The organism is Paenibacillus allorhizosphaerae (genome assembly GCF_042659105.1).
GTDB classification, from domain to species: Bacteria; Bacillota; Bacilli; order Paenibacillales; family NBRC-103111; genus Paenibacillus_G; species Paenibacillus_G allorhizosphaerae.
This window is the reverse complement of the sequence record NZ_JBHSRV010000001.1, coordinates 1-24,180: the sequence shown is the minus strand read 5'-3', so window position 1 is coordinate 24,180 and position 24,180 is coordinate 1. Positions and strand designations below refer to the sequence as shown.

The following is a 24,180-nucleotide window of genomic DNA, read 5'->3' as shown; positions in this document are numbered from 1 at the left end:
CGGATCGGGGCAAATATCGTATCGGATCTAAAGATCATGGCCGAAAAGTTGATTCTGCATGCATAAGGCGTGTGATATCTCCTTGAGAAAGAAATCAGGCAATAAGAAAAAATAGTCCGCCTAAGTGCGAACGAAGAAGCTGCTGCCCATCAAGTTTTATATATAGTTTACATAACATATATTATGGAAACTATGAGTTTGCCAATTTCATGCCAAGCTTTAAAGGGAAAACAAGGCGATCTCCGATGCCTTGGCTGAAATGATGAGAGAATATAATGCCAGCCGATGTTATTGCATTCTAAACTCGTTAAATCTTATTTTGAAAGTGGGAGATGTTTAATATTTAGGCAGGGGATAGTAGCTGATTGGAATATTGAAAAGCGTTCTAACATTTGAATGGAGCTGCTCCAGGTGCGGCTCCATTTGTTTTATTGAAGAAAGGTATAAAGTCGGTAATTGTCGAATTAGTAGTCATTTATGATAGAAGATAGGGAATGAGGAATATATATGACATTGATTCGGACTTTCACTGATGGTGACGAAATTACCGGCTTTTACTTATTGAAGAAAGCTGATTTAAAGCAAACAAACGCCAATCCATCAAAAGAATATTTTGATTTCGTAATTGCCGATACAAGTGGAGAAATTCCCGCCAAGATGTGGGAAGTTTCTTCGGCCGACAAAGAAACATATTTCCCGATGATGCTAGTTAAGGTAAACGGTCTTGTTCAAATGTACCGGGAGAAGCCGCAGCTGAAAATAATGAGGATTCGTAAAGCGACTGAAGAGGATGGGTATTCATTAACGGATTTCGTAAGATCCGCACCGATACAGCCGATCGATTTGGTTCACATAATCAAGAAGACGGCATCCAGTATCCAGGATGGCGATATTCAGAGTATTGTTCAGTTCTGTATAGCAAAAGTTGAAGAAAAACTCATGCATTATCCCGCGGCGAAAGGGATGCATCATGCTTATTATGCCGGCTTGGCATATCACATCTGCCGCATGCTCGAACTCGGTGAATTCATAGCGAAGCAGCGTCCATTCCTTAACCAAGACTTAATCAAAGCCGGTATTATATTGCATGATATTGCCAAGCCTGAAGAAATGATTTCTGAGCTTGGGGTCGTGACGGACTACAGCTTCAGGGGGAAATTACTTGGCCACATTTCCATGGCGGCTAACTGGATCATTGAAGCTGCTGTAGCAATGGGTATGGACACAACCAGTGAGAAGCTCGTCATTCTTCAACACTTGGTTCTGTCCCATCACAATTTAGGAGAATGGGGAAGTCCGGTTCAACCGCAAGTCCCGGAAGCCGTAGCCTTACACTACATCGATCAATTGGATGCAAAACTGCAGGCAGTGGAAGATGCACTGGATACAATGCCAGATAACGAATCATGGACGTCACCGATTCGAGTTATTGAAAACAAATCGATCTATCGGATGAAACGTGAGAATACATACTAAAAGGCGTTCTTGCTTCTCCATCCCCCTGAGTGTTGCATCCAAAATTGAGGAGCATATGCAGTAATTGGTGGGAAGTAATCAATCAGCGTTCCTGCTAATGGGTGGGTGGTGTAAAAGGCCGAATAGGGAAAATGTCCGGGAATGGAAGTGGTGTATACAGCCATTGGACCCGGATAATTAACAAACTTGTAAGCGTAAGGCATCGACAAAACCTCCAAATCTAAATCAAATAAGCGCTGATATAACTTATTCTTTTTGAATATTTATTGATGCTTGCCTACTCCGTATTGGGCTTTCATAAGGAAAGGTAACATCCGTTGTAAAATCGAATACGTTTAGGTGTGAAACGTGGTGCGTGACATGCCCACTCGACGAAAACGATGGCCGATCGTTTGCGGGGTCGTCGGGTTTTTGCCGTTCGCCTGCATGTGCACAGGCTCATCCGCACAGCGCTCCGTGCAAGGGAGACTACGGCATTGTCCAACCTAATTGTTAGTTTTATGCTAAACTGAACTTATTACAATTCGGAGGAAGAGCCATAATGAAAGAGGTACAGCAGAACCAAATTCGGAATGTGGGTATCTTCGCTCATGTCGATGCTGGCAAAACGACGACGACCGAGCAAATTTTATTTGAAAGCGGACGCATTCGTACGCTCGGCAGCGTTGATGACGGCACAGCGCAGACGGATTGGTTGGACGTGGAGCGGGAGAGGGGCATCTCGGTGCGCGCTGCGGTTACCAGATTCGTCCGGAATGGCGTCCATGTAAATCTTGTCGATACACCTGGGCATGTGGACTTCTTGTCAGAAGTGGAACGGTCTCTCCGAGTGATGGACGGAGCGATTCTGATCGTTTCTGCGGTTGAGGGCGTTCAGGCACAGACAGAATTGATTTGGCAGGCGCTACGTGATTTACGCATTCCGACGATTTTGTATGTCAATAAACTAGATAGGGTCGGGGCAGACCCTATGCACACATTGAAAAGTATTCGACGGCTGCTGACTTATGGAGCAATACCGATTCAAGCGCCGATCGGGGTTGAAGAGGATTTTGCCGGAAGCGCGAATATGCTTCAAGAAGAAACGCACCATCTTTCAATCGAGGACGAGTTGTACCGCGAAATGCTTGTCGAGACGATGGCTGAACGGGACGAAACGTTGTTAGGACGTTATATCGAAAAGGGGTATATTACTACGGCGGAGTTACTGCCAATGCTTGAGGATGGTATTTTCCGTTCAGAGCTGTTCCCGGTGCTGTTCGGTGCTTCGAATCGGGGGATTGGCATCCCTGAGCTTATGGACGCGATCTTGCGCTGGCTACCTGGCCCGCTAGGTGACTCGGCAGCACCGGTTGCCGGTATCATCTTTAAGCTCGAGCGTGACCCGGATATGGGGAGAATCGCTTATGTGCGCTTGTACAACGGCACGCTTCGCAACCGCGATACGGTACATAATGTGACGCAAGATATTCAGGAAAAGGTTACCCAAATACGCAAAATTGATATTCGTAAGTCGGAAGATGTTGGAATACTGCAAGCCGGAGATATAGCAGCTGTTTTCGGTTTGAGCCGATCGCGTATCGGCGATATCATCGGCACGGTTACCGGAATTCCCGACGCGCGCAAGCTGGCCGTGCCGCTGCTGACGGTGCAGGTGCGATGGCGTAGCGAGGCCGAATATCCGAAGGTGGTGGCGGCGTTTCGGGAATTGGCCGATGAGGACCCGCTGCTTGACGTGCAATGGCAACATGAGGATCGGGAGCTGCATTTGAAGGTAATGGGACCGATTCAGATGGAAGTGCTCGCTTCGGTGCTAAAAAGCAGGTTCGGGCTCGAAGTCACATTCGATCGCCCCTCTGTCATTTATAAAGAGACTCCAACCAAGACCGGAGAAGGGTTCGTTGCTTATACGATGCCGAAGCCGTGTTGGGCTATTTTGCGCTTCCGGATCGAGCCCGGGGAAAGGGGGAGTGGTCTGCAGTACAGCTCTATAGCGAGGCCGGAACGCCTACTTGAAAGTTATCAGAACGAAGTCGCGCGGCGTGTGTCCGAGGCACTTCAGCAAGGGCTGCACGGTTGGGAGGTCACCGATTTGAAGGTTACGCTTGTGGAAGGCGAACATCATGTGTGGCATACGCATCCGCTCGATTTCGTCGTCGCGACGCCAATGGGCATTATGAATGGTCTAGCGAACACCGGTACTAAACTGCTCGAGCCACTTCTGTATTTTCGCCTGTCTGTACCCGAGGAATTCGGTGGCAAAGTCATGACCGAACTCGTTGTCATGCGTGGCGAGTTGGATTCGCCGGTGATCCGCAGCGGTCGGTTGGAACTCGAGGGTGTGCTCCCAGTCGCTACGTCGCTAAATTTTCCGGCTCGACTCGGATCGATGACGAAAGGGAGAGGCATTTTGTCTACAACGTTTGCGTACTATCGGGAATGTCCGCCGGAAGTCAACGCGGAGCGTAAACGCCAAGGCGTCAATCCGCTTGATCAGGCTAAGTATATATTGTCTGTACGTAATGCGCTGTGACTGAATTAACCTTATGTCAAAGGAGAATAGATGGTGGAGCAAATAACAAAGAAAGCAGCACTGACCGGGATAGATGGAGTTTATATTCCTGTTTCCAACCGAAAACAGTCAGAACAGTGGTACATTGAGCACCTTGGGTTAGAGAATGGTGGAGATTATTTACTTGTGGGCAGGCAAGAAGTTTTCCTACGCGAGAGATTAGATGAGCAGGTTTTAACTTTTCGGACAAACCAATGGCTGAAAAATGGCGAATGCTATGAAATGCCTGTAGTATGCTTTCGAACTTCAGATATTGATGGATTATATGAGCATGCCCGTTCTAATGGTATTCGTATCGGAGAATTGATTATACATAGCTGGTTCAGAGAGTTCGATTTCTATGACCCGGATGGTAACAAGCTCAAAGTATGGCAGCCAAAAGAATAACAGCATTTGAGCCTTGATGACACCCCCCAATATAGACGATTCTGAGTGCAGCAGAAAGGCGAAGGCCAATATCTGATCGCCTGTTCTCAGTGGATAGCCGCTTAGCGGAAAGAAAGTCAATTGCGCTATGTCCGGCGACAAAAAAGCGTTCATCCCCAAAAAAAACAGTCGCAGAGTACCGACGGTCATGCCGATGCCCTGCGACTGTTCTGCACGTCTTAGTTTATTTACCTTCCTCGTCGGCCGAGGGACCGTAGACGCCCGGCACCGGAATATCGAGAAGCCGCAAATAAACCCCGAGCTGCGCCCGGTGGTGGACCATGTGGCTTAATCCGAAGGTGCGAAGCGCGATCGCCCGCGGTTGGCGCAGGATGATATGGTCGCCGTTCCGCAAGGTCCATTCCTCGCCGAGCGTTTTCTCGTAGCATTCGGCTAAAAGCTTTTCAAGCTTGACGACGTTCGCGTCGAATTCCTCCAGCACATCATCGCGTCTTTCCAAAGCTTCCCGCCGAAGCGGCACGGTCGAAAGATCGAATTCCGGGTAAAGAAAAATCGCGACTTGCCAGTTCAGCAGGTTGATCAGGTGCGTGGCCAGCCCGCCCAACGTCATCGATTTCACGTGCGGCTTCCACGTCATATGCTCCTCGGGCAAGCGCTCCAGGATGCGGCGCGTAGTGGCCAGCTCATGCAAGGCGTCTCCGACGATCAGTTGTTTCACCATAGATTCCAACTCCTCTCTTGTATGGCAAGCATACAATAAACCCGGTCAATTGAAAAGGCATGTCTCGGTCATGCGTAAAACGAGTTTTTTTGTTTTATAGGCGCATCGATTTTTTTGCGTAAATTCCAGTCCTATATGAATAAATACTTTTCCAATCATATCCACTATTGTTGTTCATGTAACCATCCGATTCAAGGAGGATTCGCATATGAACAAGGTGAGAATTGGTTTTATCGGAGCTGGAGGAATGGCAGAGCACCATATCAAAACGCTGCAAAAGCTGGAGCAAGCGGAGCTGACCGCGGTGCATGACGCCAACCCCGACCGGGCAAAGCAGATCGGGGAGCAATACCGATTGCAAGTATACGACAGTGCGGAACATTTGCTTCATTCGGGGACGATCGACGCCGTTTTTATATGCACGCCTCCTTTTGCCAGAGACGGAATCGAGGAGTCCGCCGCACGTAAAGGCATTCACCTGCTCTCGGAGAAGCCGGTCGGTCTTGACTTGGAGGCTGCTCGATCCAAAAGCCGAATGATCAAGGAATCGGGCATCATCCATTCGTCCGGGTATTGCTTGCGCTATTTGGAATCGGTGCAAAAGGCGAAAGCTTATCTTACCGGCAAATCTGTCGATATGGTTCTCGCTTACCGGATCGGAAGCTTGCCTCCGACTCCTTGGTTCCGGCAAATGGACAAATCGGGCGGACAGCTCGTCGAGCAGTCCACACATCAGGTCGACCTGATCCGTTACCTGGTCGGAGAATTCCGCGAGGTGCATGCGCGTTACGAGCAACGCAATATATTGAAGGAATATCCGGACGCGACGATTCCCGACGTCGGAATCATCTCGTTCTCTCTACAGTCCGGAGCGGTTGGATCGTTCAGTACCGCATGCATGTCGAAGAAGTTCGGACGCGGCGATGTTGAACTGATCGGCTCCGACTTCTATGTAGCCATTAGGGGGGCGTCGCTCCGCATCGTCGATAACAACCAGGAGCTGGATGAGAAGCTCAGTGCCGAATATTCCCTTGAGCAAAACAGGGCGTTTATCGAAGCGGTACGGACCGGCCGCCAGGAGCTGGTTCTGTGCGGCTACGACGAAGCAGTAGCAACGCTCGAGGTGACGCTTGCCGCCAATGAATCGGCCAACACCGGTCGTACCATTACGTTCGAAGCCGACCCGGCCCGAAAATAGAAGATGGAGGAAGCCTTATGCTGAAAAGCGTGAACCAGTGGTGTTTTCCCGAAGGGACGCCGTTACATAAGCTATTTGAAATTAGCCGCGATGCGGGTTTCGATGCCGTCGAGTTGAACATTAACCCGGCTGGAGGGGTCGGACTGACGATGGATACTACGCCAAGCGAGGCGGATGCGGTCGCGAAGCTCGCCCGAGATAACGGCATACAGCTGCGCAGCATCTCTACCTCTTTGATGGGGAGAAACCCTCTATCGTCGGCTGATCCGGACGTAAGAACGCTCGGTCGGAACGTCGTGATCAAGCAGTTGGACCTGGCGGAGCGGATGGGAGCGGACACCGTACTGGTCGTGCCCGGTGTCGTCAATCCGACCTCATCTTACGACGTCTGCTATGAACGAAGCTTGAGCGAACTGCAAAAACTCTTGCCGGAAGCGGAAAAACGCGGCGTCAAAATGGGGATCGAGAACGTCTGGAATAAATTTCTGCTCTCCCCGCTGGAGATGCGGACGTATATCGACACTTTGAATTCTCCTTTCGCCGGCGTTTATTTCGACGTGGGGAACATATTGCTCTACGGCTTCCCGCAGCAATGGATCCGCATTCTCGGCAGCCGGATCATCAAAGTCCACGTCAAAGACTTCAAAACCGCAGTCGGCAACGGAAGCGGCTTCGTCCCGCTGCTCGCAGGCGACGTCAACTGGCCGGAGGTTGTCGCGGCGCTGAAGGAAACCGGCTACACGGACACGCTTACCGCCGAGATCGGCTTATACTCCGCGAGCCCGCTGCAGCAAGTATACGATACGGCGCGCCAGCTGGAAGCGATCATCAAAGGCGGTCCAGCAGCATAACCGTGAATACCGTGTGCGAAGCTATGGCTAAGGGGGGTCCAGACAGGTCATTTAGATCTTCGGACAACCCTTTTCTTACGAATTCTGTGTTAATCGGCTAGGGACATAATGACGAGGATGAGCTGATCAAGCAAAACGGTACGGTAATTCTCATTTCGTCGGCTTATGCGTTCTATTGGAAAACGCTCATGGCTCTGGTAAGATTTTTTTAGAAAGATGAGAGCTATTATAAGGAGGCCATGTTTTCGTATGCCCAATCTCAAGCTTGATCAACAGGTTCCTGATTTTACTCTGCCTGCAGCTAATGGCGAAGCGGTTTCTTTAAGCCGTTTTAAGGGGAAAAGAATCGTTATTTATTTCTACCCGAAAGACATGACTCCCGGCTGCACCAAGGAATCGTGCGAATTTAGGAATTACAACAGTGAATACAAAAGCTTAAACACGGAGATTATCGGCATCAGTCCGGACGACCTCACCTCGCACAATCAGTTTATTTCAGAGTACAAGCTGCCTTTCCTGCTGCTATCCGATGTGGATCATAAGATTTGTGAGCTGTTCGGGGTATGGAAGCTCAAGGAGCGAGTCGGTCAGCAATTCTATGGAGTCGAGCGCTCAACGTTTCTCATCAATGAGCAAGGCGTTCTGATTAAGGAATGGCGAGCAGTGCAAGTCGACGGTCATGTGGCGGAAGTATTGGCAGCGATTAAGCAGCTATAACGCACGCCGCACAGTGCAACCGCTAATTCTCTTGGTTAGCGGTTTTTCTGCGTACATGTTTGGTGATGAACTACAGATATACGGTAACCCCTCCAACATCATTATTACTCCAATATTGTAGTTATAAAACATTGCATTTTTTAGTTTTTATCAGTTATAGTAAATCAATAGTAATTGAAATATTCAAATAACTGAATATATAATAATTATTTGGTTTTTGATAAGGGAAAGGGGTTGTTTGATGATTATATGCTTAATGAAAAAGATATCTATTATATAACGAGAAAAGAACTTATCGAATATGGAATTCAATTTCTAGACGGAGTGGGCAGTAATAGTATTTGCAAGGTTTGTATAAAAAATGGTGGTTCTTGCTGCAACTTTTGTTCCCACTTAAAAAACGGAGCAGGGTGTCAAAGTAGAAACACAAGTTGCACGTCCTGGTTATGCGGTTACTTAAAACTACTTTTTTATTCAGCAGGGCTACTTAAAGGTTGGAATGCATTATGGGACGAAGTCCCAGGCATAGATTTTAGAAAGGATTATACCCCTCCACTTATAAAGATGAGGGTGCACCTTGAAGTACCACGATTAAAAGAATTAGGTGAGGCATTAGCTGTTGATCTTAAATCTAAATTGAGTAGAGATGAAGATAATCTTGACTTCATTGTACTGAAGGAAGATTTAGACGATCTAATTGATCAGATTCAATTTGCTGAAAATTCTACTGTTGCATCTTTCTATAAAAGAAGGCTTGATCACATGCTCAAAGACTTTACTGAATTCCGTCAATCTTTAATACGCATGAAATTACATCATTAATTGGTTTAAACAATACTAACCGATCCTGATTATTTTTGTGACTGACCCTGGTTTAAAACCATGCAAACTCGGGAATAATGATTTATGCGTGGCCATCACGGAATATAGATTTTGAATGTATTACCGGATATAAAATCGCTGATGAATCCATTATGGAATTGAATATAAGAGTATCGCTTGCAATATGGTCAATTTCTGGTTTATCCTTGTTGGACACCAAAGCAGAAGGAAGAAGTAGCTGGTTGAAAAACCGCTCCTTCTTTTTTTTGATTACAATTGGATTTCGTCGCATGTAACAACAATAAAATTGTATATTTATACCAGTCAGTTTAAGGTTGTGCGGCTAGTCCTCATGAATTTATCGTTCTTCAAATGAATAAGGGATTTGTTTTCATTCATTGACTAATGGGGATAAACCGTAATAAGATATACATTATTGCTTTAAAGCATTTTAACGTTGCATGGGAGGCCTAATTTGATGAAATCTGCTAGACTATTAACACTGCTCGTAGCCGTTCCTTTGATTCTCGCCGGATGCGGGTCCAAAAACAACGCTCCGGACGCTTCCGGCTCTGCTGCAAAGCCGCAGGACAAAAAGGTTTATAAAGTCGGTATTACGCAAATCGTTGAGCACCCGTCACTCAATGCGACAAGGGAAGGCTTTCTAGCCGCGCTGAAAGACAGCGGTTTCGTGGATAAAGAAAACCTGCAGGTCGATTACCAGAACGCACAGGGAGATCCGACGAATAATTTAACCATCGCTCAAAAATTTGCCGCGGATAAGAAGGATCTTGTAGTCGCCATTGCTACATCTTCCGCACAGGCTGCAGTGCAAAATGTAAAAGATGCTCCGATCCTGTTCGCAGCAATTACGGACCCGGTCGGCGCGAAGCTGGTCAAAAGCCTCGACAAGCCGGGCGGGAACGTAACCGGTGCGGCGGATACGCATCCGGACGCGGTGCCGAAGCTGATGGATTTTATCGCGGCAGACTTCACGAAAGTCAAAACGGTCGGTATTATCGCCAATGAAGGCGAACCAAACGCCGCGGTCATGATCCAAACGGCTGAAACAGCGCTCAGCAAACATGGAATCAAAGTGGTGAAAGCTGCTGTAGCCAACAGTTCGGAAGTGAAGCAGGCGGCCGAATCGCTCGCAGGCCGCGTCGATGCGTTCTATATAACGCTCGACAATACGGTTGTAAGCGCAGTCGAATCGATCATTAAAGTAGCGAACGAAAAGAAAATTCCGTTCTTCTCCAGTGATCGCGATACGGTAGAGAAGGGCGCGGTTGCGACCTACGGCTTCCGCTATTATGATCACGGGTACCAAGCCGGAAAGATGGCCGTTGAAATATTGAAAAATGGCGCCAAGCCAGCAGATATGAAAGTAACTTTCCCGGACAAGCTGGATTTGATCATTAATCAAGATGCGGCGAAAGCGCAGGGCGTGACGATTACGGATGCAATGAAAAATAAAATGCAGGATAAGAAAAATCTGCTCGGCGGTACAGCCAAATAAGGCGTACAAATAAGAGTGGCCTTTCGACTTAGGAAGGTCATTCTTTACAGTTTAAGGAGGCAACAGGTTATGCTAACGGCACTTACGGGCTCCCTCGAGCTCGGGATGCTGTACGCCATTATGGCGCTCGGTGTCTATATTACGTTCCGGATTTTGGACTTCCCGGACTTGACGGTCGACGGGAGCTTTACGACAGGCGGAGGCATCGCCGCGATGATGATTGCCGGCGGGTTCTCTCCTGTGCTTGCAACGGTGACGGCTTTTATCGGCGGCCTGGTCGCAGGGGCTTGTACAGGTCTTCTGCATACGAAAGGCAAAATCAATGCGCTGCTCTCCGGTATTTTGATGATGATTGCACTGTACTCGATCAACCTCCGAATTATGGGCAAAGCGAACATTCCGCTGCTTGGGGTGGACACGCTGCTGACGGAAGTGCACATTCTAATCGTAATGCCATTCGTTGTACTCGCGGTCAAGTTCGCGTTGGATTGGTTTCTCCACACGGATCTTGGCCTCGCGCTCCGCGCGACCGGCGACAATAAACGTATGATTCGCAGCTTCGGAGTGAATACGGATACAACCATTATTGTCGGTGTGAGCTTGTCGAACGGATTGGTAGCATTGGCCGGAGCTCTGATTGCTCAATACTCGGCATTCGCTGAAATAACGATGGGCGTCGGGATGATTGTGATCGGCCTGGCTTCCGTTATTATCGGGGAAGCGATATTCGGCGCCCGCAAACTAATGCAGGCTACCATCGCCGTTGTGCTCGGCGCCATTGTATACCGCCTTGTTGTAGCGCTTGCGCTTCGCGTCGGACTAGAAGCGACGGACATGAAGCTTATGACCGCGCTGATCGTCATTATCGCATTGACGCTGCCTAAAATCCGGAGCACGGTTAAGCAAAAGGCGCTCATCCGCAAACGCGCTGCAGACCTAGAGGCTTCCCAGGGAGGTGGGCGGTAATGCTGCGTATCGAGCAAGTTTCCAAGCTGTTTAACCCTGGGACACCTGATGAGAAGGTTGCGTTATCCGGCATTAACCTACACCTGTCAGAAGGCGATTTTGTTACGGTCATCGGAAGCAACGGCGCCGGCAAATCGACGCTCATGAACATCGTCTCGGGGGTCATGACCCCTGATTTAGGGAAAGTTTTCATAGCCGGAAATCCGGTGGAGAACGTGCCCGAGCATCGCCGCAGCGCTTGGATCGGGCGCGTATTCCAGGACCCGATGGCCGGTACAGCGCCGACGATGACAATCGAGGAAAATTTAGCTATGGCCTTCAAGCGCGGCAAGCGCAGAGGCTTGTCCATCGGCGTGACGGGTAAGAAGCGCACCATGTTCAAGGAGCAGCTCCACCGTCTTGGCATCGGGCTGGAGAACCGGCTGAACGCCAAGGTCGGACTGCTGTCAGGCGGAGAGCGGCAGGCGCTCAGTCTACTGATGGCAACCTTTACGGAGCCGCGTATCCTGCTGCTCGATGAGCATACGGCTGCGCTCGACCCGTCGAGAGCAGAGCTAATCACAGCGTTGACCAAACAGATCGTTGAAGAGCTGAACTTGACGACGCTAATGGTCACGCACAATATGGAACAGGCGATCCGCTTAGGCAACCGGCTGATCATGATGGATAAAGGCCGCATTATTTTAGATGTTCCTGCGTCAGAGAAGCAGGGACTAACTGTGGAAAGCCTGCTCAAACAGTTCGAGCGGATCCGCGGCGCTAAATTTGCCGACGATCGCGTCGTGCTCGGTTAATAGTGAAAGCGCGACTGCTGTGCAAAAATTGACATAGCCTAACGCGTATCATGAATGAATGTATCGGCCTGAGAATCTGTATGTTCCATAATAGAACTGCAGTTCACAGGCCGAACTTTTAGTCCTGTACACCGTTCACTGAAGGTTTTTATGATTCTGTCCGGTAAAAAGAACATGGTTACATTAAAAGTCGCATGTAATGCGGCTTTTTTCATTTGAAAGCCAACCTCAAGCTAACTTCGATGGTCTCAGACAACATGAGACTTTCTAGCCGTGATATGCTTGAAAAGGCTATGGTTAATGGAGAGACAGATCCCGAGAAACTTGCTGGTTTTGCTCGCTGAACGATGAAGAAAAAGAAAGTAGGGCTAGAACTTGCCTGACGTGGAAACCGCATCCCAAAGCCGCAATTAGTGATTCGTCCTGACTTTTACGGGTGCGGTTGATTTTCGAACGATAAGTTTTGTGGGCGTATTAATTTTACGGCGTCCTTGCTTTGGGTTTTCTATAATCGATACGAGCAATTTAGCGGCTTCCCGTCCTACATTTTTTTCTTCCTGACTAACGCAAGTGGGAGGGATCGCGGAAAAAGAAGAAAATTCAAAATCGTCTAAAAAAACGACGGATACATCTTCCGGCACCTGAACCGATAATTCTTTAGCTGCCTCCAACACGTTAAATCCAACGCCCGAATTGACGGCGATGACCGATGTCATATCCGGATTTTGCAAAAAAAACGATTTGATGGATTCGATCATGGAACGATTAAGCGGCTCCTGGCCCGACGTTTTGACTGCCGGCTGCCCTGCGTCCCGATATATGAGCCTGAGCGAATGATCGATCGGAATATGGTTATCGATAATCGCTTTCTCATAACCGCTGATCCGGTCCTCTTTGCTCGTGGTCCCTTCGTACGGAGTCGTGACAAAGCCGATCCGGCTGTGTCCCAGCTGAAGCAAGTGGGTTACCGCCTCGTACCCGCTGTTGAAATTGTCGGAGCATACGCAGTTCGTCTCAACTCCTTTAATATAGCGGTCAACGACGACAAGAGGGAAATTGTTCAATGTCAGCTTCAATAGCTCCTCATTGTATGTCTCTCTTGTCACGGGATAAATAATAATGCCTTTTACTTTTAGTTGTATCATTTTTTTTAATATTTCGCTTTCTCGTTCCTGTGAACCATTGGTTTCGCAAAATAGGAGATGGTATCCTTCCAAAGCAAGCTGGTTTTCGATCCCGTTTAGTAAATTGGCCGTAAACAAATTGTCCAAACGCGGCATCAAATAGGCGACAAGGTTGCTATCTTGACCGGAATCTCTTTGATAAACCGGCGTTTCCCCCGATTCATGCTTGGAGACAAACGATCCTTTCCCTTGGATTCGGTATATAACTCCCTCGTTCGTCAGTTCCTGGAGCGCATTTTTAATCGTGATCCGGCTAACGTGAAACTGGGCGGCCAGCTCATTCTCGGACGGTATTTTGTCGTTCGGTTTCCAACGATTTTGACTAATGTTATCGACAATATATGTTCTGATTTGTTTATAAAGCGGCTGCCGCTTCGATTTGCTTCGCATGGATGACGCTCCTTGAATTTTATATTACAAATATACAACAGTGCTGAATGGTTGTAAACGACACTGTTTTCGTCCCTGTACCGCCGCATGTTTACAAAATAAATAATTGACCGATGCCGCGCAAAAAACATATAATTCAGCTGAAATTACATACACTTTATAAGTTGGTATATCAACTAAACAACTAAGTTATGGAGGGAGTTATCGTGAATAATCATTCTCTGCGATTTGTAGTCATGGGAGATCTGCATTACGTTCAGGAGCAATCGCATCGGGAAGCTTTGAGCGGTCGTGTTAAAGGAGTGACCGAATTCGCCGACGTCACCCGGAATTTATGGTTGACGCGCAATGTAACGCCGGAGGTTATTGCCGCAATCGCTTCGTTAAAGCCGGATTTCGTTATTCAAACGGGTGACATAATCCAAGGACATTGCGACGATGAAGAGAGCGGTCTGCGCGAAATGAAAGAAGCGATGGAGCTGCTCGAAGGGCTAAAGGCGCCGGTTTTCTTCGCCCTTGGGACGCATGACGGGGTTGTCGGCAAACGCGAGGAACGGCAGGTGAAGCAGTTTGTTTACCCGGCCATCGGGAAATCGTTAGGAACCGGTCCCTTGACGAAGGGATACTACACGTTCGAAAAGTCGGGATCGCTATTTATCGTGCTAGATTATACGACCTTTGTAAAGCATAACGACCAAGCCGAGTTTATTCGGGATACGTTCGCCGAATCCGGCCGATATGATCACGTATTCCTGTTTGCCCATCCGCCGCTCTTTTGCGTGGGCAGACCTTTTTTCACCCACTTCGATTTTGTCCAAACCGTATTGGCGCAAGCGGCTGACTATCCCGTCGATGCCTATTTTTGCGGACATACGCACAATCAAATCTCTACGCTGCATAAGGTCGGGGAACATTGGCTTCCTCAGCTGAAAAGCTCGGTTCTCGGGTATCCGGACCGCCCGCCAGTACATCTTAGCGACGTTCGCGCCGTATTGCCCGATCCGGCCGGTATGGAATACGGGTGGGGCTACCTTGAAGACTCGGCCCCGGGATGGTGGGAAATTACCGTACGGGGCGAACGGGTTCAAGCTGATTGGCATGTGCTGCGTCAAGGCGTACAAGGACAGCTATGCTGGAGTAGAGGCGAGAAAGCGGTCTTCACGAAGATGCCTGCATTCGGGAAGACGTCCGGACTGCCGCTTCCTCCGGCGAGCGAGATTCGCGGCGTTCGGCTGAGAGCCGCCGGCTCCAACTGCAAGACACCGAACGGCTATCGGGTAACGTTAAACGGCCGTGACATCGGCGCGCTGCCTCGGCTCGAATATTTCGACAGCCGTCAGTTTATGGAGATTGAGCCGGAGTTCTGGCCGCTGCTCAACAACGAGAATGCGATTTCCGTCACGACGGAAGCAGAGCCGATGTGTATCGGAGGTTTTGTCCTGGAGGTCGAAACGGCAGGAGGCTGGATTCGCAGCACCGTATCCGATTACTTTGCCAATACCGGTAAGTGGGATCATTGGGGTAAACATCCCGTTGAGAAAATAAGCGAAGGAACAACGGCGCAAGTACATTTACGGTTTGTATAGCGTGGAACCAATGAGCCGCCGGCCATGCAAGAGTACGAACCGGCAAAAGGCAACGACAAATACAGCGATGGGGGTCCGGTATGGGAGATTACAAATTGATTGCACTGGATATGGACGGTACTTTGCTAAATAAAGGTGCAATATCGGAAGAAAACGTAAAGTGTATTCAAGCCGTATTGGAACAAGGGAAAAACGTGATTCTTGCAACGGGAAGGCCGATCAGGGACGTGCTTCCTTATACGGAAAAGCTGAATTTGGAGCTGCCGCTTGTCATCAATAACGGAAGCGAAGTTTGGAGAACGCCGAAGGCGCTTCATTCCAGGCATTTGTTGACCGGGGAGCAGGTGGAGCGCATTTGCAAGTATATATTTTCGCTGGACCAAAACATCGAATATTGGGCCCACACAGTGCGAGGAACGGTAGATCAATCTAATTTTCCGGATAACTGCGAATCGGTCCAATGGCTGCAATTCGCCGTTAAAACGGAAGATGAAGCTTTGAGGCATCGGATTCGGGAAGAGTTGGCCGCATGGAATACGTTTGAAATCAGCAATTCAAGCGTCAACAACATCGAGTGTAATCCCATTGGCGTTTCGAAAGCGAGCGGCTTGACAGAAATATGCAGGATGATCGGTATCGAAATGTCCGAAGTCATTGCCGTAGGCGACAGCTTGAACGATATCAGTATGATATGCGCCGCCGGATTAGGTGTAGCGATGGGGAATGCGCAGCAAGCGGTGAAGGATGCCGCCGATCACGTCGCTCCAACGAACCGGGAAAACGGCGTGGCTGCCGTTATTAAACGTTTTATGGTTTCTTGACCATTTGCCGAAGGTGCATATGTATAACCAATATACCAAGTTGGAATAAACATTTAATTCAGGTTTTACAAATATACAAGTTGTATTTTATACTTCCCGCTTACAATTTAGTCAGACCAAAAATTGACGAATAGAAGGGAAGTTTCTACGATGAACAAGCCTGTACGTACCTGCATGACCGCGCTGTTGTTTATGCTGTCGGCGACGGCCTGCGGCGGCGGCTCTCCGGAGATGAAAGCGAAAAGCGGGGAAGAAGCTGCGCAGAACCCAGTCACCTTAAAAGTATATCAACAAGCGGAAATCAGCGACGAAGATTTTCAATTGTTATTCGTGGAGCCGGTTAAGAAAAAGTATCCTTATATCGATTTAAAGCTGGTTCGTACGGACAAAGGGGTTACGCTCGATAATCTGGTCCTTGCCGGAGATGTCCCGGATTTGTTGACGCCTCCGAACGCAGACCTATTGTCTCTCGCGCAGAAAGATATTTTGTATGATATTGCACCGCTGATCAAAAAGGCCAATATTGATTTGAACCGGTTCAATCCGGTAACGATCGAGGCCGTCAAATCGGAAAAAGGCGAGATTTGGGGGCTCCCCTATGCAATGCAGTTTAATGCGCTTTACTACAACAAAGATATTTTCAATAAATTCGGGGTACCGTTCCCGAAAGACGGGATGAGCTGGGATGACGCGATCGAGCTAGCGAAGAAGTTGACTCGTAACGAAGGCGGCGTACAGTACCGCGGTCTCGACCCGGTGAGCAGCTACATATTAAGCTTTCCGTATTCGCTCACTTATGTGGACGGCAAAACGAACTGGGCCAGCTTCAACAACGATCAGTGGAAGAAGGTGCTCGAGCTGACCCAGCGCATACTGACGATTCCGGGCAACGAGCAGCCAAGCGCGGAGCCGGGAGCGGCTACGCAAGGCAATCTTTTTATTAAAGAAAAAAATGTCGCCATGCTTGCCTCCACCAACTTGATGGCGCAAATCGGCAATGCGTCCACAGGGATCGACTGGGATATCGCGCAATATCCGAGCTACAAAGAAAAACCCAACATTTCAGGAAAACTCGATTCACATAATTTGGCCGTTTCCAAAACGAGTAAATATAAAGAAGAAGCTATGAAGGTACTGGAAGTGGTGACCTCGGATGAAGTGCAGCTGCTCAGCGCCAGAAGAACCGCCAGAATGTCGCCGCTGAAAAATCAGGAAATGCAAAAGCAGTTCGGCGCGGAAATTCCATACTTGAAGGGAAAGAACGTCCAGGCATTATTCAAAAGCACGGTTTCTCCAGCTCCTGTGTATTCCATTTATGAAATCAATGCGAAAAAAGTCGGTCAGGCGAAGGTTAAAGAGCTGCTTTCCGGCAATATCGATCTGAACACCGCACTGAGACAAGCCGACGAAGAAATCAACAAAATGCTCGACTCGACGAAATGAACCGGTTTTCCGTCAAATAACTATTTCAGTCTATCGATATTCGTGGTACCTATTTAAGCTCCCATCTTTTCACAAAGGTGGGGGCAATTTTTCGTGATTATATATTTGTATGATCGATAAATTGATCTTGTCAGAGTTGTTCTACAGATTCGGCATCCGTAAATAGCATTGTATTTCTACCTAAGATAAGATGGTATTCGTTAGCCCCGATGATGTTGGCGTATCCCGCTGGGGAACCATTCGTACATCATGAATGTGTAGTCCAGGTAAAACCATTTCTTTAATCGGAGTTCAAATTATGTGAACAATTTTACCAACCGAATAACAAAAAATATGATCGATTGAATAAAGAATTCGTTTCCCTCTCACGTTATGATAAATGAAAGCGATTCCATTTAGCGGATATCATACTGCGTTCCACCAATTGGGGGACGAAGCGGTGAAAATTATCGCTGTCATAAGAAGTAATAAAGGAGGAGTGTTCTATGGACGAAGTTAAACCGAATCCGTCAGGTATTGGCGGGGAAGGGGCGCAAAAAGCAGCATCCGTTACGCTTAGCAGAAGAAAATTGCTGGCGGCTCTCGGTGTCGCCGGGGCCGCTGGAGCTGCAGCAGCCGTCTGCTCTTCGCTAGGGGTTGCCTACGGCAATTATGCGCCTTCAGTAGGGGAATCGGTTTACGGGAACAAGTCGGGAACGGCAGATTTAATGGAACCCCTTTATTGCATTGCTACTACGATTGCCGGGTTAAGAGCGGAGATGAGCCCGAACGCGAATATCGTTTATTACGTCACCGATCGCGGACAGGAAGGCCATTTCTACTACGACCCGAACGACAGCACTGCGCAAGACAATTTGGGGATCGTGCTCGTGTCGGCATCCGGGGCTAGGTTTAAACGAATAGTGGAACCGGAATACGTCAGCGTCAAATGGTTTGGGGCAAAGGGCGACGGCGTGAACGACGACTTTCAGGCGATTCAGAATGCGATCAACGCCGTTTCCGCTTTGGGCGGAGGGACTGTATTTTTCCCGAAAGGAACGTACCTCGTTTCGCCCTACTTGAACAAGTGGATTACGCTGCGAAGCAATGTAAACCTGCTGGGAGAGGGAAGAAGCTCGGTCATTAAGGTGAAGGACAACGCCGGGGATTATTTCGCGATATTTTACGGAAGCGCTTCAACCCCTCCTCTTGCCAACGTACGCATCAGTAATCTGCGGATCGATCAGAACCCGGCGAACAATACGACCTGCAATATCGATCTGAACCGCCAAGATACGAATTATTATTATCAATTCTGTATCATTTCTTACAAGTATGATAATGTCGTCATCGACAACGTGCAATTCGATCCGACGTGCGGGGTAAATACGGTCTCGCTCAACAGCGATACAGGCAGAGAGGCGAAAATCACCAATTGTTATGTTAACTTCGTGATGGCCAAGGGCAGCGGGGATTACGACAATTCGGCCATCTACTTAAACGGCCGCAACCATCTCGTATCGGGTTGCACGTTTTATGCGGCACCCGGGCAAAAGGCAAGAGGCGCGATCGAGACGCACATGGGACAGAGTGTCGTCACAGGCAATGTTATGGACGGATATTATACGGGCGTCAATTTGCAGGCCGGCAACGCCGACCGGTGCGACATGACGGTGGACAGCAATACGATCTCCAACGCCAACCAAGGCATTCAAATCGGGCCTTACGGCATTCACCCGGTGAAAAACGTGACGGTCAGCGGCAATACGATCAGCTTGGTGAATTTGGTGCACAAACGCAATTTGACCGTCGGGATTTCGAGCGCCGGCTGGACTTCCGATACAACACTCTTCGAGAACATCATCGTCAGTAACAATACGATCGTATTTCAGGAGGAGTTCGAGCGAAGGACGGAGTTGCAAAGCGCCGTCGGGATCGGTTTCACTCACGATTCGGATTTATCGGACGTTGTCATCAGCAATAACATTATCAAGAATGCACCGATGACCGGCATTCTCATCGGCAGCGCGAAGAAAATCGGCACCGTTACGGACTTGCAAATTACCGGTAATATGATCGTAAATGCAGGACATTACCCGGCCGTTAACGAGGCATACCGGGCAGGCATTTTGCTGCGTTCGTCTGTGAACGGCGCTAGAATCGCGGACAACGTCATCGCTGACAATTACGATGCTGCGAAAGGGCTGTTCTCGATCCGTATCAACGATTCAGACGGCACATATACGAATGTTGCGGTAGCGGACAACTTGATCAAAGTGAAGCAGGGAGGTTTGTGGCAGTTCCTGAGTCCATCCGTCATTGTCGATCCGGCTGCGAAGCTTTTCAAATACTCGGCGGTATTTCCGCCGGCCTCGGGTACGTACAACTCAGGCGATATCGTGTGGTTCACCGGCGGGAGCGTGACGGACGGAAAGACGCCGGTCGGTTACAAGGTGACCGTCACCGGAACAGCCGGTACGCTGAACGGAGTATTGGCCACAGGGACAGCCGGGTTATCCACCATTACGGTGAATGACGCATCGCAGCTGGACGTTGAGCAGTGGATCCGTATCACTGCTGGCAATCAAGTACGGCGCATCGTGCGAATCTCCGGGAACGAAGTACGGCTGAACGCTGCGTTGGTCACAGGCGCGACATCGAGTGAGGTAAGCTATGTATCGCCCGCATTCAAACCTTTCGGGCACGCCGGCAGCCTGGCACCGATCTCCGATACGAACGGCGCGACGCTGGTGCAGCTGGAGGCCGAAGTGAACGTGCTGAAACAAGCGCTCCGCGAATTTGGCGTCGTGGCAATGACCTGATTAGGGACTCGATCGCTGGAAAGGAAGATTCTGTTATGTAGTAGCCCAAGCCAAAACGGTACTTTCTGCTTGACGAAGTTACGGGAACCAGAGCTCAATTAATAGACCACGAAGCTGCCGTTATTCTCCCGGCAGCTTTTTCTGCACTAAAAGGCTAGTACAATTCGCAGGGAGCATGAAAAAAAGCAAAACTTTCATAATATGCCTAATTACGTACGCGGTAGTTGCTGTCTCTTAGCCTGACAACTCGCATGGATGCGATTTATTTCAATTGATGCCTCCTGATATGCCGCCTCTAATCGATTTGTCAGAATGGAAGCATGTTTGAGGGATACTCAATGAGATTTACGAGAACGATTCGATTGACAACGGCTGCTTTCTTGTTGGCTGGGGGGCTTAGCGCATGTTCAAACGATGAACGAAATAGAAGAAATAAATAAAAGAACAGGAATGAGTAATTCATTTCACTACATATCCATACAAGAGGGGCTGATTAAGAGATATTGGAATACTACTTTTTTACTGAAGAAAACCAAAGATAATCTACATAATTATATTTTCGTCGGACACACTTTTTTGTTGCCATGTCGAAAGGTCAGTTCTATACTTTAGGTATAGGTATAATACATGTACTTATATTGGGAAGGGTGATGAAGATGAACGTAGCTGATCACAAAGGGAACCGAATCACGGAAATGAATAGACCATGTCGCAACTTCAATATTTTAGCGAGTACCGTGATTACGGATCCGTTCGATGGTCGTGAGAAAATCGTACTGTCCAACTTTGCCGCCGGACAAACCGGCAACTTGATCTTCATCGACACCGAAACCGGTGAAGGGGAAAGCCTGGCACTTCCGGGCGACGAAGGGGCTTGGGGGCTTGTCAACTGGCATAATGAGAAGCTTATCGTGGGCACGTGTCCGAACTATGCTTATCTGCATAGCCTGGACTTACGAACCCGAGAATGGGCTGAGCCACTACGAGACGCATCTGAGAAATATTTTTGGGACATGACGCTTGGATCGGATGACCGGATTTATGGCGGTACTTGGCCGGGCTGTTCCTTGCTGCGCTATGATCCGAAGGAGCACAAGTTAGAGAACCTGGGGCGCGTCTCGGATAATCCCAAAAATCTCTACAGTCGTCATTTTAATGCTGTGCCAGGATATATCCTCGTGGCTGGCGGGTACGATGATCCATTCCTGAAAGCGTATCACATCGAATCCGGTACGTTTCAAAATTTCGGTACACCGGGTTTCACCGCTCGGGAAGCAAACCCCACATTTATCGGTACGGTGAAAGAACAAGAGTGGCAATTTTATGATTCTACGACGTTTGAGCGGCTGGAAGGTCCGGAGTGGGCGGAGAAGTTGCCTCGAAGTGAAGCTGTACTGCCGAGCGGAGATAAAATCCGTGCGTTCCCTCTAGCGAATGGACGTTGGGGTGGTGTCCGGGGGCAGGATTATTTCATTATCAATTCCTTGGATGAGGTACCGGTTCTGAAGCGGATCCCGGTCGACGCTCCAGCCACGCGTATCCATACCCTTACCGTCGATGAGGAAGGACAAATCTGGGGAGCGTGCGGGTTTGGACAAACGATTTTTCGTTTCAATCCGGTTGACGGCACCTACTGGAATTCGTCCTCCGTCTGCAACTCGGGAGGGGAAGTATACGGCATGCGTTTTGTCGGAGGAAAGTTATTTATGTCTGCTTATGTCGGAGGCGATCATATCGTCTACGATCCGGAACAACCATGGGATCAATTGAGCAACATAAATCCGAAATCGCTCAAACCGGTGAAGCCGGATTTCGTGAGGCCGGAAGGGCGTACGGTAATCGGGCCGGACGGTGGACTATGGACCGGATGGTCGGCCAAGTACGGAACTTACGGCGGGGCGTTGTCTCGAGTGGATCCAAACACAGAGGAAGTCAAAGTATGGAAGAATGTTGTTCCCGACCAGCAGGTAGCAGGGGTAGCCGCTGACGATCGTTACGTGTATTTCACAACTAATGGAGGTGCTAGCGGACTCCCTTATCGTGAAGTACAAGGTTATTTTGGTGTCTGGGATCCGGATCAGGGCTTGATATATTCCATTCAACTAGCATCAAATGAAAAGATGGGCAATGGGATTCTTGCAGCGGCAGGGAAGGTGTACTTAGGTGTTAGTCATGAGATTCGTGTGTTCGATCCAGTTCGCCTGGAATTCAGGGAAGAGCTCACACTTACAACGGAAGCGCCATGCAGTTGGCTCGTGTCTGTACATCAAGGCAAGACGGTCGGAGCCTTTTGTGGAAGAAAGCTGTTGCTTATCGACACGGAAAATGGAGATGTGGAGCAAGTGGCACTTCCTGGACCAGTCAGGGCCGCTGTGGAACACACGCATGGAATCTATTTTGCTGTGAATGAAGTGCTTTACCGGATTGCACTGTAAGGTGATCGAATTTTTTAGTTCAAAGCACATATGTTTGTGTCGATAAGTCAACACGAACATATGTGCTTTTTTGAATAACGAAGAAATTTTTAACCTTATTAGTTAAAATATGTCGATCCGTGCATTGATGAAATCAACAAATTTTTTTGCTGCTGCGAAAGAGATTCTTAATAGAAACGGTAGCAAGATTTCAGTTTACGTTAGAAGAGGATTTGACTTGGTTTGAGAAATTAAAGAGATCTTTTAAATAAAATGGATATTTATTTCCAATAAAAATAAGCCAGATCAACTGGATATGATCTGACTCGTACGGCGGCTTGTAATTGGCGGATTATTTTAGTATGGTTTCAAACCAAAACTAGTGCCAGCTCAGATCATTTCCTCTTGTCAATGTAAGTTAACAAAGAGAGAATAAATAATCCAAATGCAAACATGACTGAAAGCGCTTGAAAAACATCCATGTTTCAGCCTCCACCTTTCCAGTAAGGTGTCCGCCTTTGTACAAGTCGTCTTATTGTAAATAATAAATTAAAATGTATAATAATGGAAAGTGTATTTGGGACTATTCTTCCTAACTCTTTTCCTCCATAGTTCGATTAAAAAAGCCGTTGTATGAGGAATTAAGTTAAGATAATTGTTTAATAATCGAAAATATTGCTGAATTTATGCCTAGTTGAATGTGCAGCGTCAAATATCATATAATACCGCTATGACTAAAAAAACAGCACTTATTTTGACAACTATTCTTTTTCTTCCATTTTTGGGCGCCTGTCTATGGTTTTATGGGCGCTTTCTATTTGTGCGCTCTTTGCTCAGGCTCATGTTTGGAGTGGCTGCTCTTGATAGTATCTGGCCAGCCACGGCTTTCTTTCTTTTGACCAGTCTGGTTTTTGTGGCTAATATTTATCAGCTTTGCCGTGGGCGCTTTTACAAATGGTTTGTTTGGTTGGAAGGCATCGTGTATTTTCTAAGTAGCATGATTTTTATTCTTTTCAAGTCTTACGGTGATGGCATTGCAAGGGTTAATCTGAAGTGGCAGGCGGTCTTCTGGAATTCTAATATAGAAACTTTGGCCAATATCCTGATTTTTATTCCTATTGGTTGGATGCTTTATCTGCTGTTGCGAGGTTTCTGGCGGACAATGTTCGCGGGATTGCCGTTGGTCCTGCTGATTGAGCTCTCTCAATATGTTTTTCATCTAGGTATCACGGATGTTGTGGATGTGATGACCAATATGACGGGGATTTTAGTAGGTTTTCTGATCTTTGCTCTAATCCGACTCTTTGGCGTCAAACTTTATGACAGAGGGATTTATTGGGCTTTTAGACAACAAGGTTAGCAGACAAGATAAAAAGCGTCTTCTTGACGCTCAGCCTGTTGAAAAACTTCAACAGGCTACTTTTATCTTTAATATCTTTATCAAATTACCGCGTTAATATGATATAATATAACTATACTGTAAAGGCGGTGGTCTTATGCTTCGTTCCAACCCGAATG

Annotated in this window: 20 protein-coding genes; 16 read left to right on the top strand and 4 right to left on the bottom strand. The window is 48.0% G+C overall.

Annotation, left to right across the window (positions count from 1 at the left end; translation table 11 throughout):
* Positions 1-507: 507 nt before the first annotated feature.
* On the top strand, positions 508-1,476 hold the full coding sequence (locus tag ACFQI7_RS00100; protein ID WP_218102745.1) for a 3'-5' exoribonuclease YhaM family protein: 969 nt from the start codon (positions 508-510) through the stop codon (positions 1,474-1,476).
* Here ACFQI7_RS00100 and ACFQI7_RS00095 read toward each other — a convergent pair.
* The gene (locus ACFQI7_RS00095) at positions 1,473-1,679 is read right to left on the bottom strand and encodes a hypothetical protein (RefSeq protein ID WP_377516534.1); all 207 of its coding nucleotides are present in this window, start codon (positions 1,677-1,679) and stop codon (positions 1,473-1,475) included. The genes ACFQI7_RS00100 and ACFQI7_RS00095 overlap by 4 nt on opposite strands.
* 338 nt (positions 1,680-2,017) lie before the next feature.
* Between ACFQI7_RS00095 and ACFQI7_RS00090 the strand changes: the two genes are divergently transcribed.
* On the top strand, positions 2,018-4,009 hold the full coding sequence (locus ACFQI7_RS00090) for a GTP-binding protein (RefSeq protein ID WP_218102744.1): 1,992 nt from the start codon (positions 2,018-2,020) through the stop codon (positions 4,007-4,009).
* 30 nt (positions 4,010-4,039) lie between these two features.
* Complete coding sequence (locus tag ACFQI7_RS00085; protein ID WP_218102743.1) at positions 4,040-4,435, top strand: VOC family protein; 396 nt, start codon at positions 4,040-4,042, stop codon at positions 4,433-4,435.
* Between the two features lie 223 nt (positions 4,436-4,658).
* On the opposite strand, the gene ACFQI7_RS00080 is transcribed toward ACFQI7_RS00085, so the two are convergent.
* Positions 4,659-5,156 (bottom strand): DinB family protein, encoded by a 498-nt coding sequence (locus tag ACFQI7_RS00080; RefSeq protein ID WP_218102742.1) that lies wholly within the window; start codon positions 5,154-5,156, stop codon positions 4,659-4,661.
* Positions 5,157-5,364: 208 nt separating this feature from the next.
* Between ACFQI7_RS00080 and ACFQI7_RS00075 the strand changes: the two genes are divergently transcribed.
* The 7 genes from ACFQI7_RS00075 (at position 5,365) to ACFQI7_RS00045 (ending at position 12,023) form a co-directional block, all read left to right on the top strand.
* The gene (locus ACFQI7_RS00075) at positions 5,365-6,354 is read left to right on the top strand and encodes a Gfo/Idh/MocA family protein (protein WP_218102741.1); all 990 of its coding nucleotides are present in this window, start codon (positions 5,365-5,367) and stop codon (positions 6,352-6,354) included.
* 17 nt (positions 6,355-6,371) lie between these two features.
* The gene (locus ACFQI7_RS00070) at positions 6,372-7,205 is read left to right on the top strand and encodes a sugar phosphate isomerase/epimerase family protein (RefSeq protein ID WP_218102740.1); all 834 of its coding nucleotides are present in this window, start codon (positions 6,372-6,374) and stop codon (positions 7,203-7,205) included.
* 249 nt (positions 7,206-7,454) lie between these two features.
* A complete protein-coding gene (gene bcp / locus ACFQI7_RS00065; protein WP_218102739.1) occupies positions 7,455-7,922 on the top strand; it encodes a thioredoxin-dependent thiol peroxidase in 468 nt (155 codons plus the stop codon).
* Positions 7,923-8,156: 234 nt separating this feature from the next.
* The gene (locus ACFQI7_RS00060; RefSeq protein ID WP_218102738.1) at positions 8,157-8,744 is read left to right on the top strand and encodes a hypothetical protein; all 588 of its coding nucleotides are present in this window, start codon (positions 8,157-8,159) and stop codon (positions 8,742-8,744) included.
* Positions 8,745-9,222: 478 nt separating this feature from the next.
* The gene (locus ACFQI7_RS00055) at positions 9,223-10,263 is read left to right on the top strand and encodes an ABC transporter substrate-binding protein (protein ID WP_218102737.1); all 1,041 of its coding nucleotides are present in this window, start codon (positions 9,223-9,225) and stop codon (positions 10,261-10,263) included.
* A 69-nt stretch (positions 10,264-10,332) separates the two neighbouring features.
* On the top strand, positions 10,333-11,229 hold the full coding sequence (locus ACFQI7_RS00050) for an ABC transporter permease (RefSeq protein ID WP_218102736.1): 897 nt from the start codon (positions 10,333-10,335) through the stop codon (positions 11,227-11,229).
* Complete coding sequence (locus ACFQI7_RS00045) at positions 11,229-12,023, top strand: ABC transporter ATP-binding protein (protein WP_218102735.1); 795 nt, start codon at positions 11,229-11,231, stop codon at positions 12,021-12,023. The genes ACFQI7_RS00050 and ACFQI7_RS00045 overlap by 1 nt, the downstream gene beginning before the upstream one ends.
* 410 nt (positions 12,024-12,433) lie before the next feature.
* On the opposite strand, the gene ACFQI7_RS00040 is transcribed toward ACFQI7_RS00045, so the two are convergent.
* Positions 12,434-13,597 carry a GntR family transcriptional regulator gene (locus ACFQI7_RS00040; RefSeq protein WP_218102734.1) on the bottom strand — a complete coding sequence of 388 codons (1,164 nt, stop codon included), beginning with the start codon at positions 13,595-13,597 and terminating at the stop codon, positions 12,434-12,436.
* A gap of 206 nt (positions 13,598-13,803) precedes the next feature.
* Here ACFQI7_RS00040 and ACFQI7_RS00035 point away from each other — a divergent pair, with 206 nt between their 5' ends.
* The 5 genes from ACFQI7_RS00035 to ACFQI7_RS00015 all read left to right on the top strand — a co-directional run bounded on the left by ACFQI7_RS00035 (position 13,804) and on the right by ACFQI7_RS00015 (position 22,683).
* Positions 13,804-15,183 carry a metallophosphoesterase family protein gene (locus ACFQI7_RS00035; RefSeq protein WP_218102733.1) on the top strand — a complete coding sequence of 460 codons (1,380 nt, stop codon included), beginning with the start codon at positions 13,804-13,806 and terminating at the stop codon, positions 15,181-15,183.
* Between the two features lie 80 nt (positions 15,184-15,263).
* Positions 15,264-16,004 carry an HAD family hydrolase gene (locus tag ACFQI7_RS00030; protein WP_218102732.1) on the top strand — a complete coding sequence of 247 codons (741 nt, stop codon included), beginning with the start codon at positions 15,264-15,266 and terminating at the stop codon, positions 16,002-16,004.
* Between the two features lie 150 nt (positions 16,005-16,154).
* Positions 16,155-17,447 (top strand): ABC transporter substrate-binding protein, encoded by a 1,293-nt coding sequence (locus ACFQI7_RS00025; protein ID WP_218102731.1) that lies wholly within the window; start codon positions 16,155-16,157, stop codon positions 17,445-17,447.
* Between the two features lie 485 nt (positions 17,448-17,932).
* Positions 17,933-20,248 carry a glycosyl hydrolase family 28-related protein gene (locus ACFQI7_RS00020; RefSeq protein WP_218102730.1) on the top strand — a complete coding sequence of 772 codons (2,316 nt, stop codon included), beginning with the start codon at positions 17,933-17,935 and terminating at the stop codon, positions 20,246-20,248.
* A gap of 656 nt (positions 20,249-20,904) precedes the next feature.
* Positions 20,905-22,683, top strand: a complete 1,779-nt coding sequence (locus ACFQI7_RS00015) for a hypothetical protein (protein WP_218103561.1) — start codon at positions 20,905-20,907, stop codon at positions 22,681-22,683.
* A gap of 374 nt (positions 22,684-23,057) precedes the next feature.
* Here the strand turns inward: ACFQI7_RS00015 and ACFQI7_RS00010 are convergent, their stop codons facing one another.
* Positions 23,058-23,144, bottom strand: a complete 87-nt coding sequence (locus tag ACFQI7_RS00010) for a putative holin-like toxin (RefSeq protein WP_268966876.1) — start codon at positions 23,142-23,144, stop codon at positions 23,058-23,060.
* Between the two features lie 248 nt (positions 23,145-23,392).
* Here ACFQI7_RS00010 and ACFQI7_RS00005 point away from each other — a divergent pair, with 248 nt between their 5' ends.
* Positions 23,393-24,022, top strand: a complete 630-nt coding sequence (locus ACFQI7_RS00005) for a VanZ family protein (protein WP_218103562.1) — start codon at positions 23,393-23,395, stop codon at positions 24,020-24,022.
* Positions 24,023-24,180: the final 158 nt, after the last annotated feature.

Coding starts and splice junctions, on each gene's coding strand:
- ACFQI7_RS00030 (WP_218102732.1), top strand. CDS start 15,264: ATGGGAGATTACAAATTGATTGCACTGGATATGGACGGTACTTTGCTA.
- ACFQI7_RS00040 (WP_218102734.1), bottom strand. CDS start 13,597: ATGCGAAGCAAATCGAAGCGGCAGCCGCTTTATAAACAAATCAGAACA.
- ACFQI7_RS00080 (WP_218102742.1), bottom strand. CDS start 5,156: ATGGTGAAACAACTGATCGTCGGAGACGCCTTGCATGAGCTGGCCACT.
- ACFQI7_RS00085 (WP_218102743.1), top strand. CDS start 4,040: ATGGTGGAGCAAATAACAAAGAAAGCAGCACTGACCGGGATAGATGGA.
- ACFQI7_RS00055 (WP_218102737.1), top strand. CDS start 9,223: ATGAAATCTGCTAGACTATTAACACTGCTCGTAGCCGTTCCTTTGATT.
- ACFQI7_RS00005 (WP_218103562.1), top strand. CDS start 23,393: ATGACTAAAAAAACAGCACTTATTTTGACAACTATTCTTTTTCTTCCA.
- ACFQI7_RS00075 (WP_218102741.1), top strand. CDS start 5,365: ATGAACAAGGTGAGAATTGGTTTTATCGGAGCTGGAGGAATGGCAGAG.
- ACFQI7_RS00010 (WP_268966876.1), bottom strand. CDS start 23,144: ATGGATGTTTTTCAAGCGCTTTCAGTCATGTTTGCATTTGGATTATTT.
- ACFQI7_RS00095 (WP_377516534.1), bottom strand. CDS start 1,679: ATGCCTTACGCTTACAAGTTTGTTAATTATCCGGGTCCAATGGCTGTA.
- ACFQI7_RS00025 (WP_218102731.1), top strand. CDS start 16,155: ATGAACAAGCCTGTACGTACCTGCATGACCGCGCTGTTGTTTATGCTG.
- ACFQI7_RS00050 (WP_218102736.1), top strand. CDS start 10,333: ATGCTAACGGCACTTACGGGCTCCCTCGAGCTCGGGATGCTGTACGCC.
- ACFQI7_RS00090 (WP_218102744.1), top strand. CDS start 2,018: ATGAAAGAGGTACAGCAGAACCAAATTCGGAATGTGGGTATCTTCGCT.
- ACFQI7_RS00015 (WP_218103561.1), top strand. CDS start 20,905: ATGAACGTAGCTGATCACAAAGGGAACCGAATCACGGAAATGAATAGA.
- ACFQI7_RS00070 (WP_218102740.1), top strand. CDS start 6,372: ATGCTGAAAAGCGTGAACCAGTGGTGTTTTCCCGAAGGGACGCCGTTA.
- ACFQI7_RS00045 (WP_218102735.1), top strand. CDS start 11,229: ATGCTGCGTATCGAGCAAGTTTCCAAGCTGTTTAACCCTGGGACACCT.
- bcp (WP_218102739.1), top strand. CDS start 7,455: ATGCCCAATCTCAAGCTTGATCAACAGGTTCCTGATTTTACTCTGCCT.
- ACFQI7_RS00100 (WP_218102745.1), top strand. CDS start 508: ATGACATTGATTCGGACTTTCACTGATGGTGACGAAATTACCGGCTTT.
- ACFQI7_RS00020 (WP_218102730.1), top strand. CDS start 17,933: ATGGACGAAGTTAAACCGAATCCGTCAGGTATTGGCGGGGAAGGGGCG.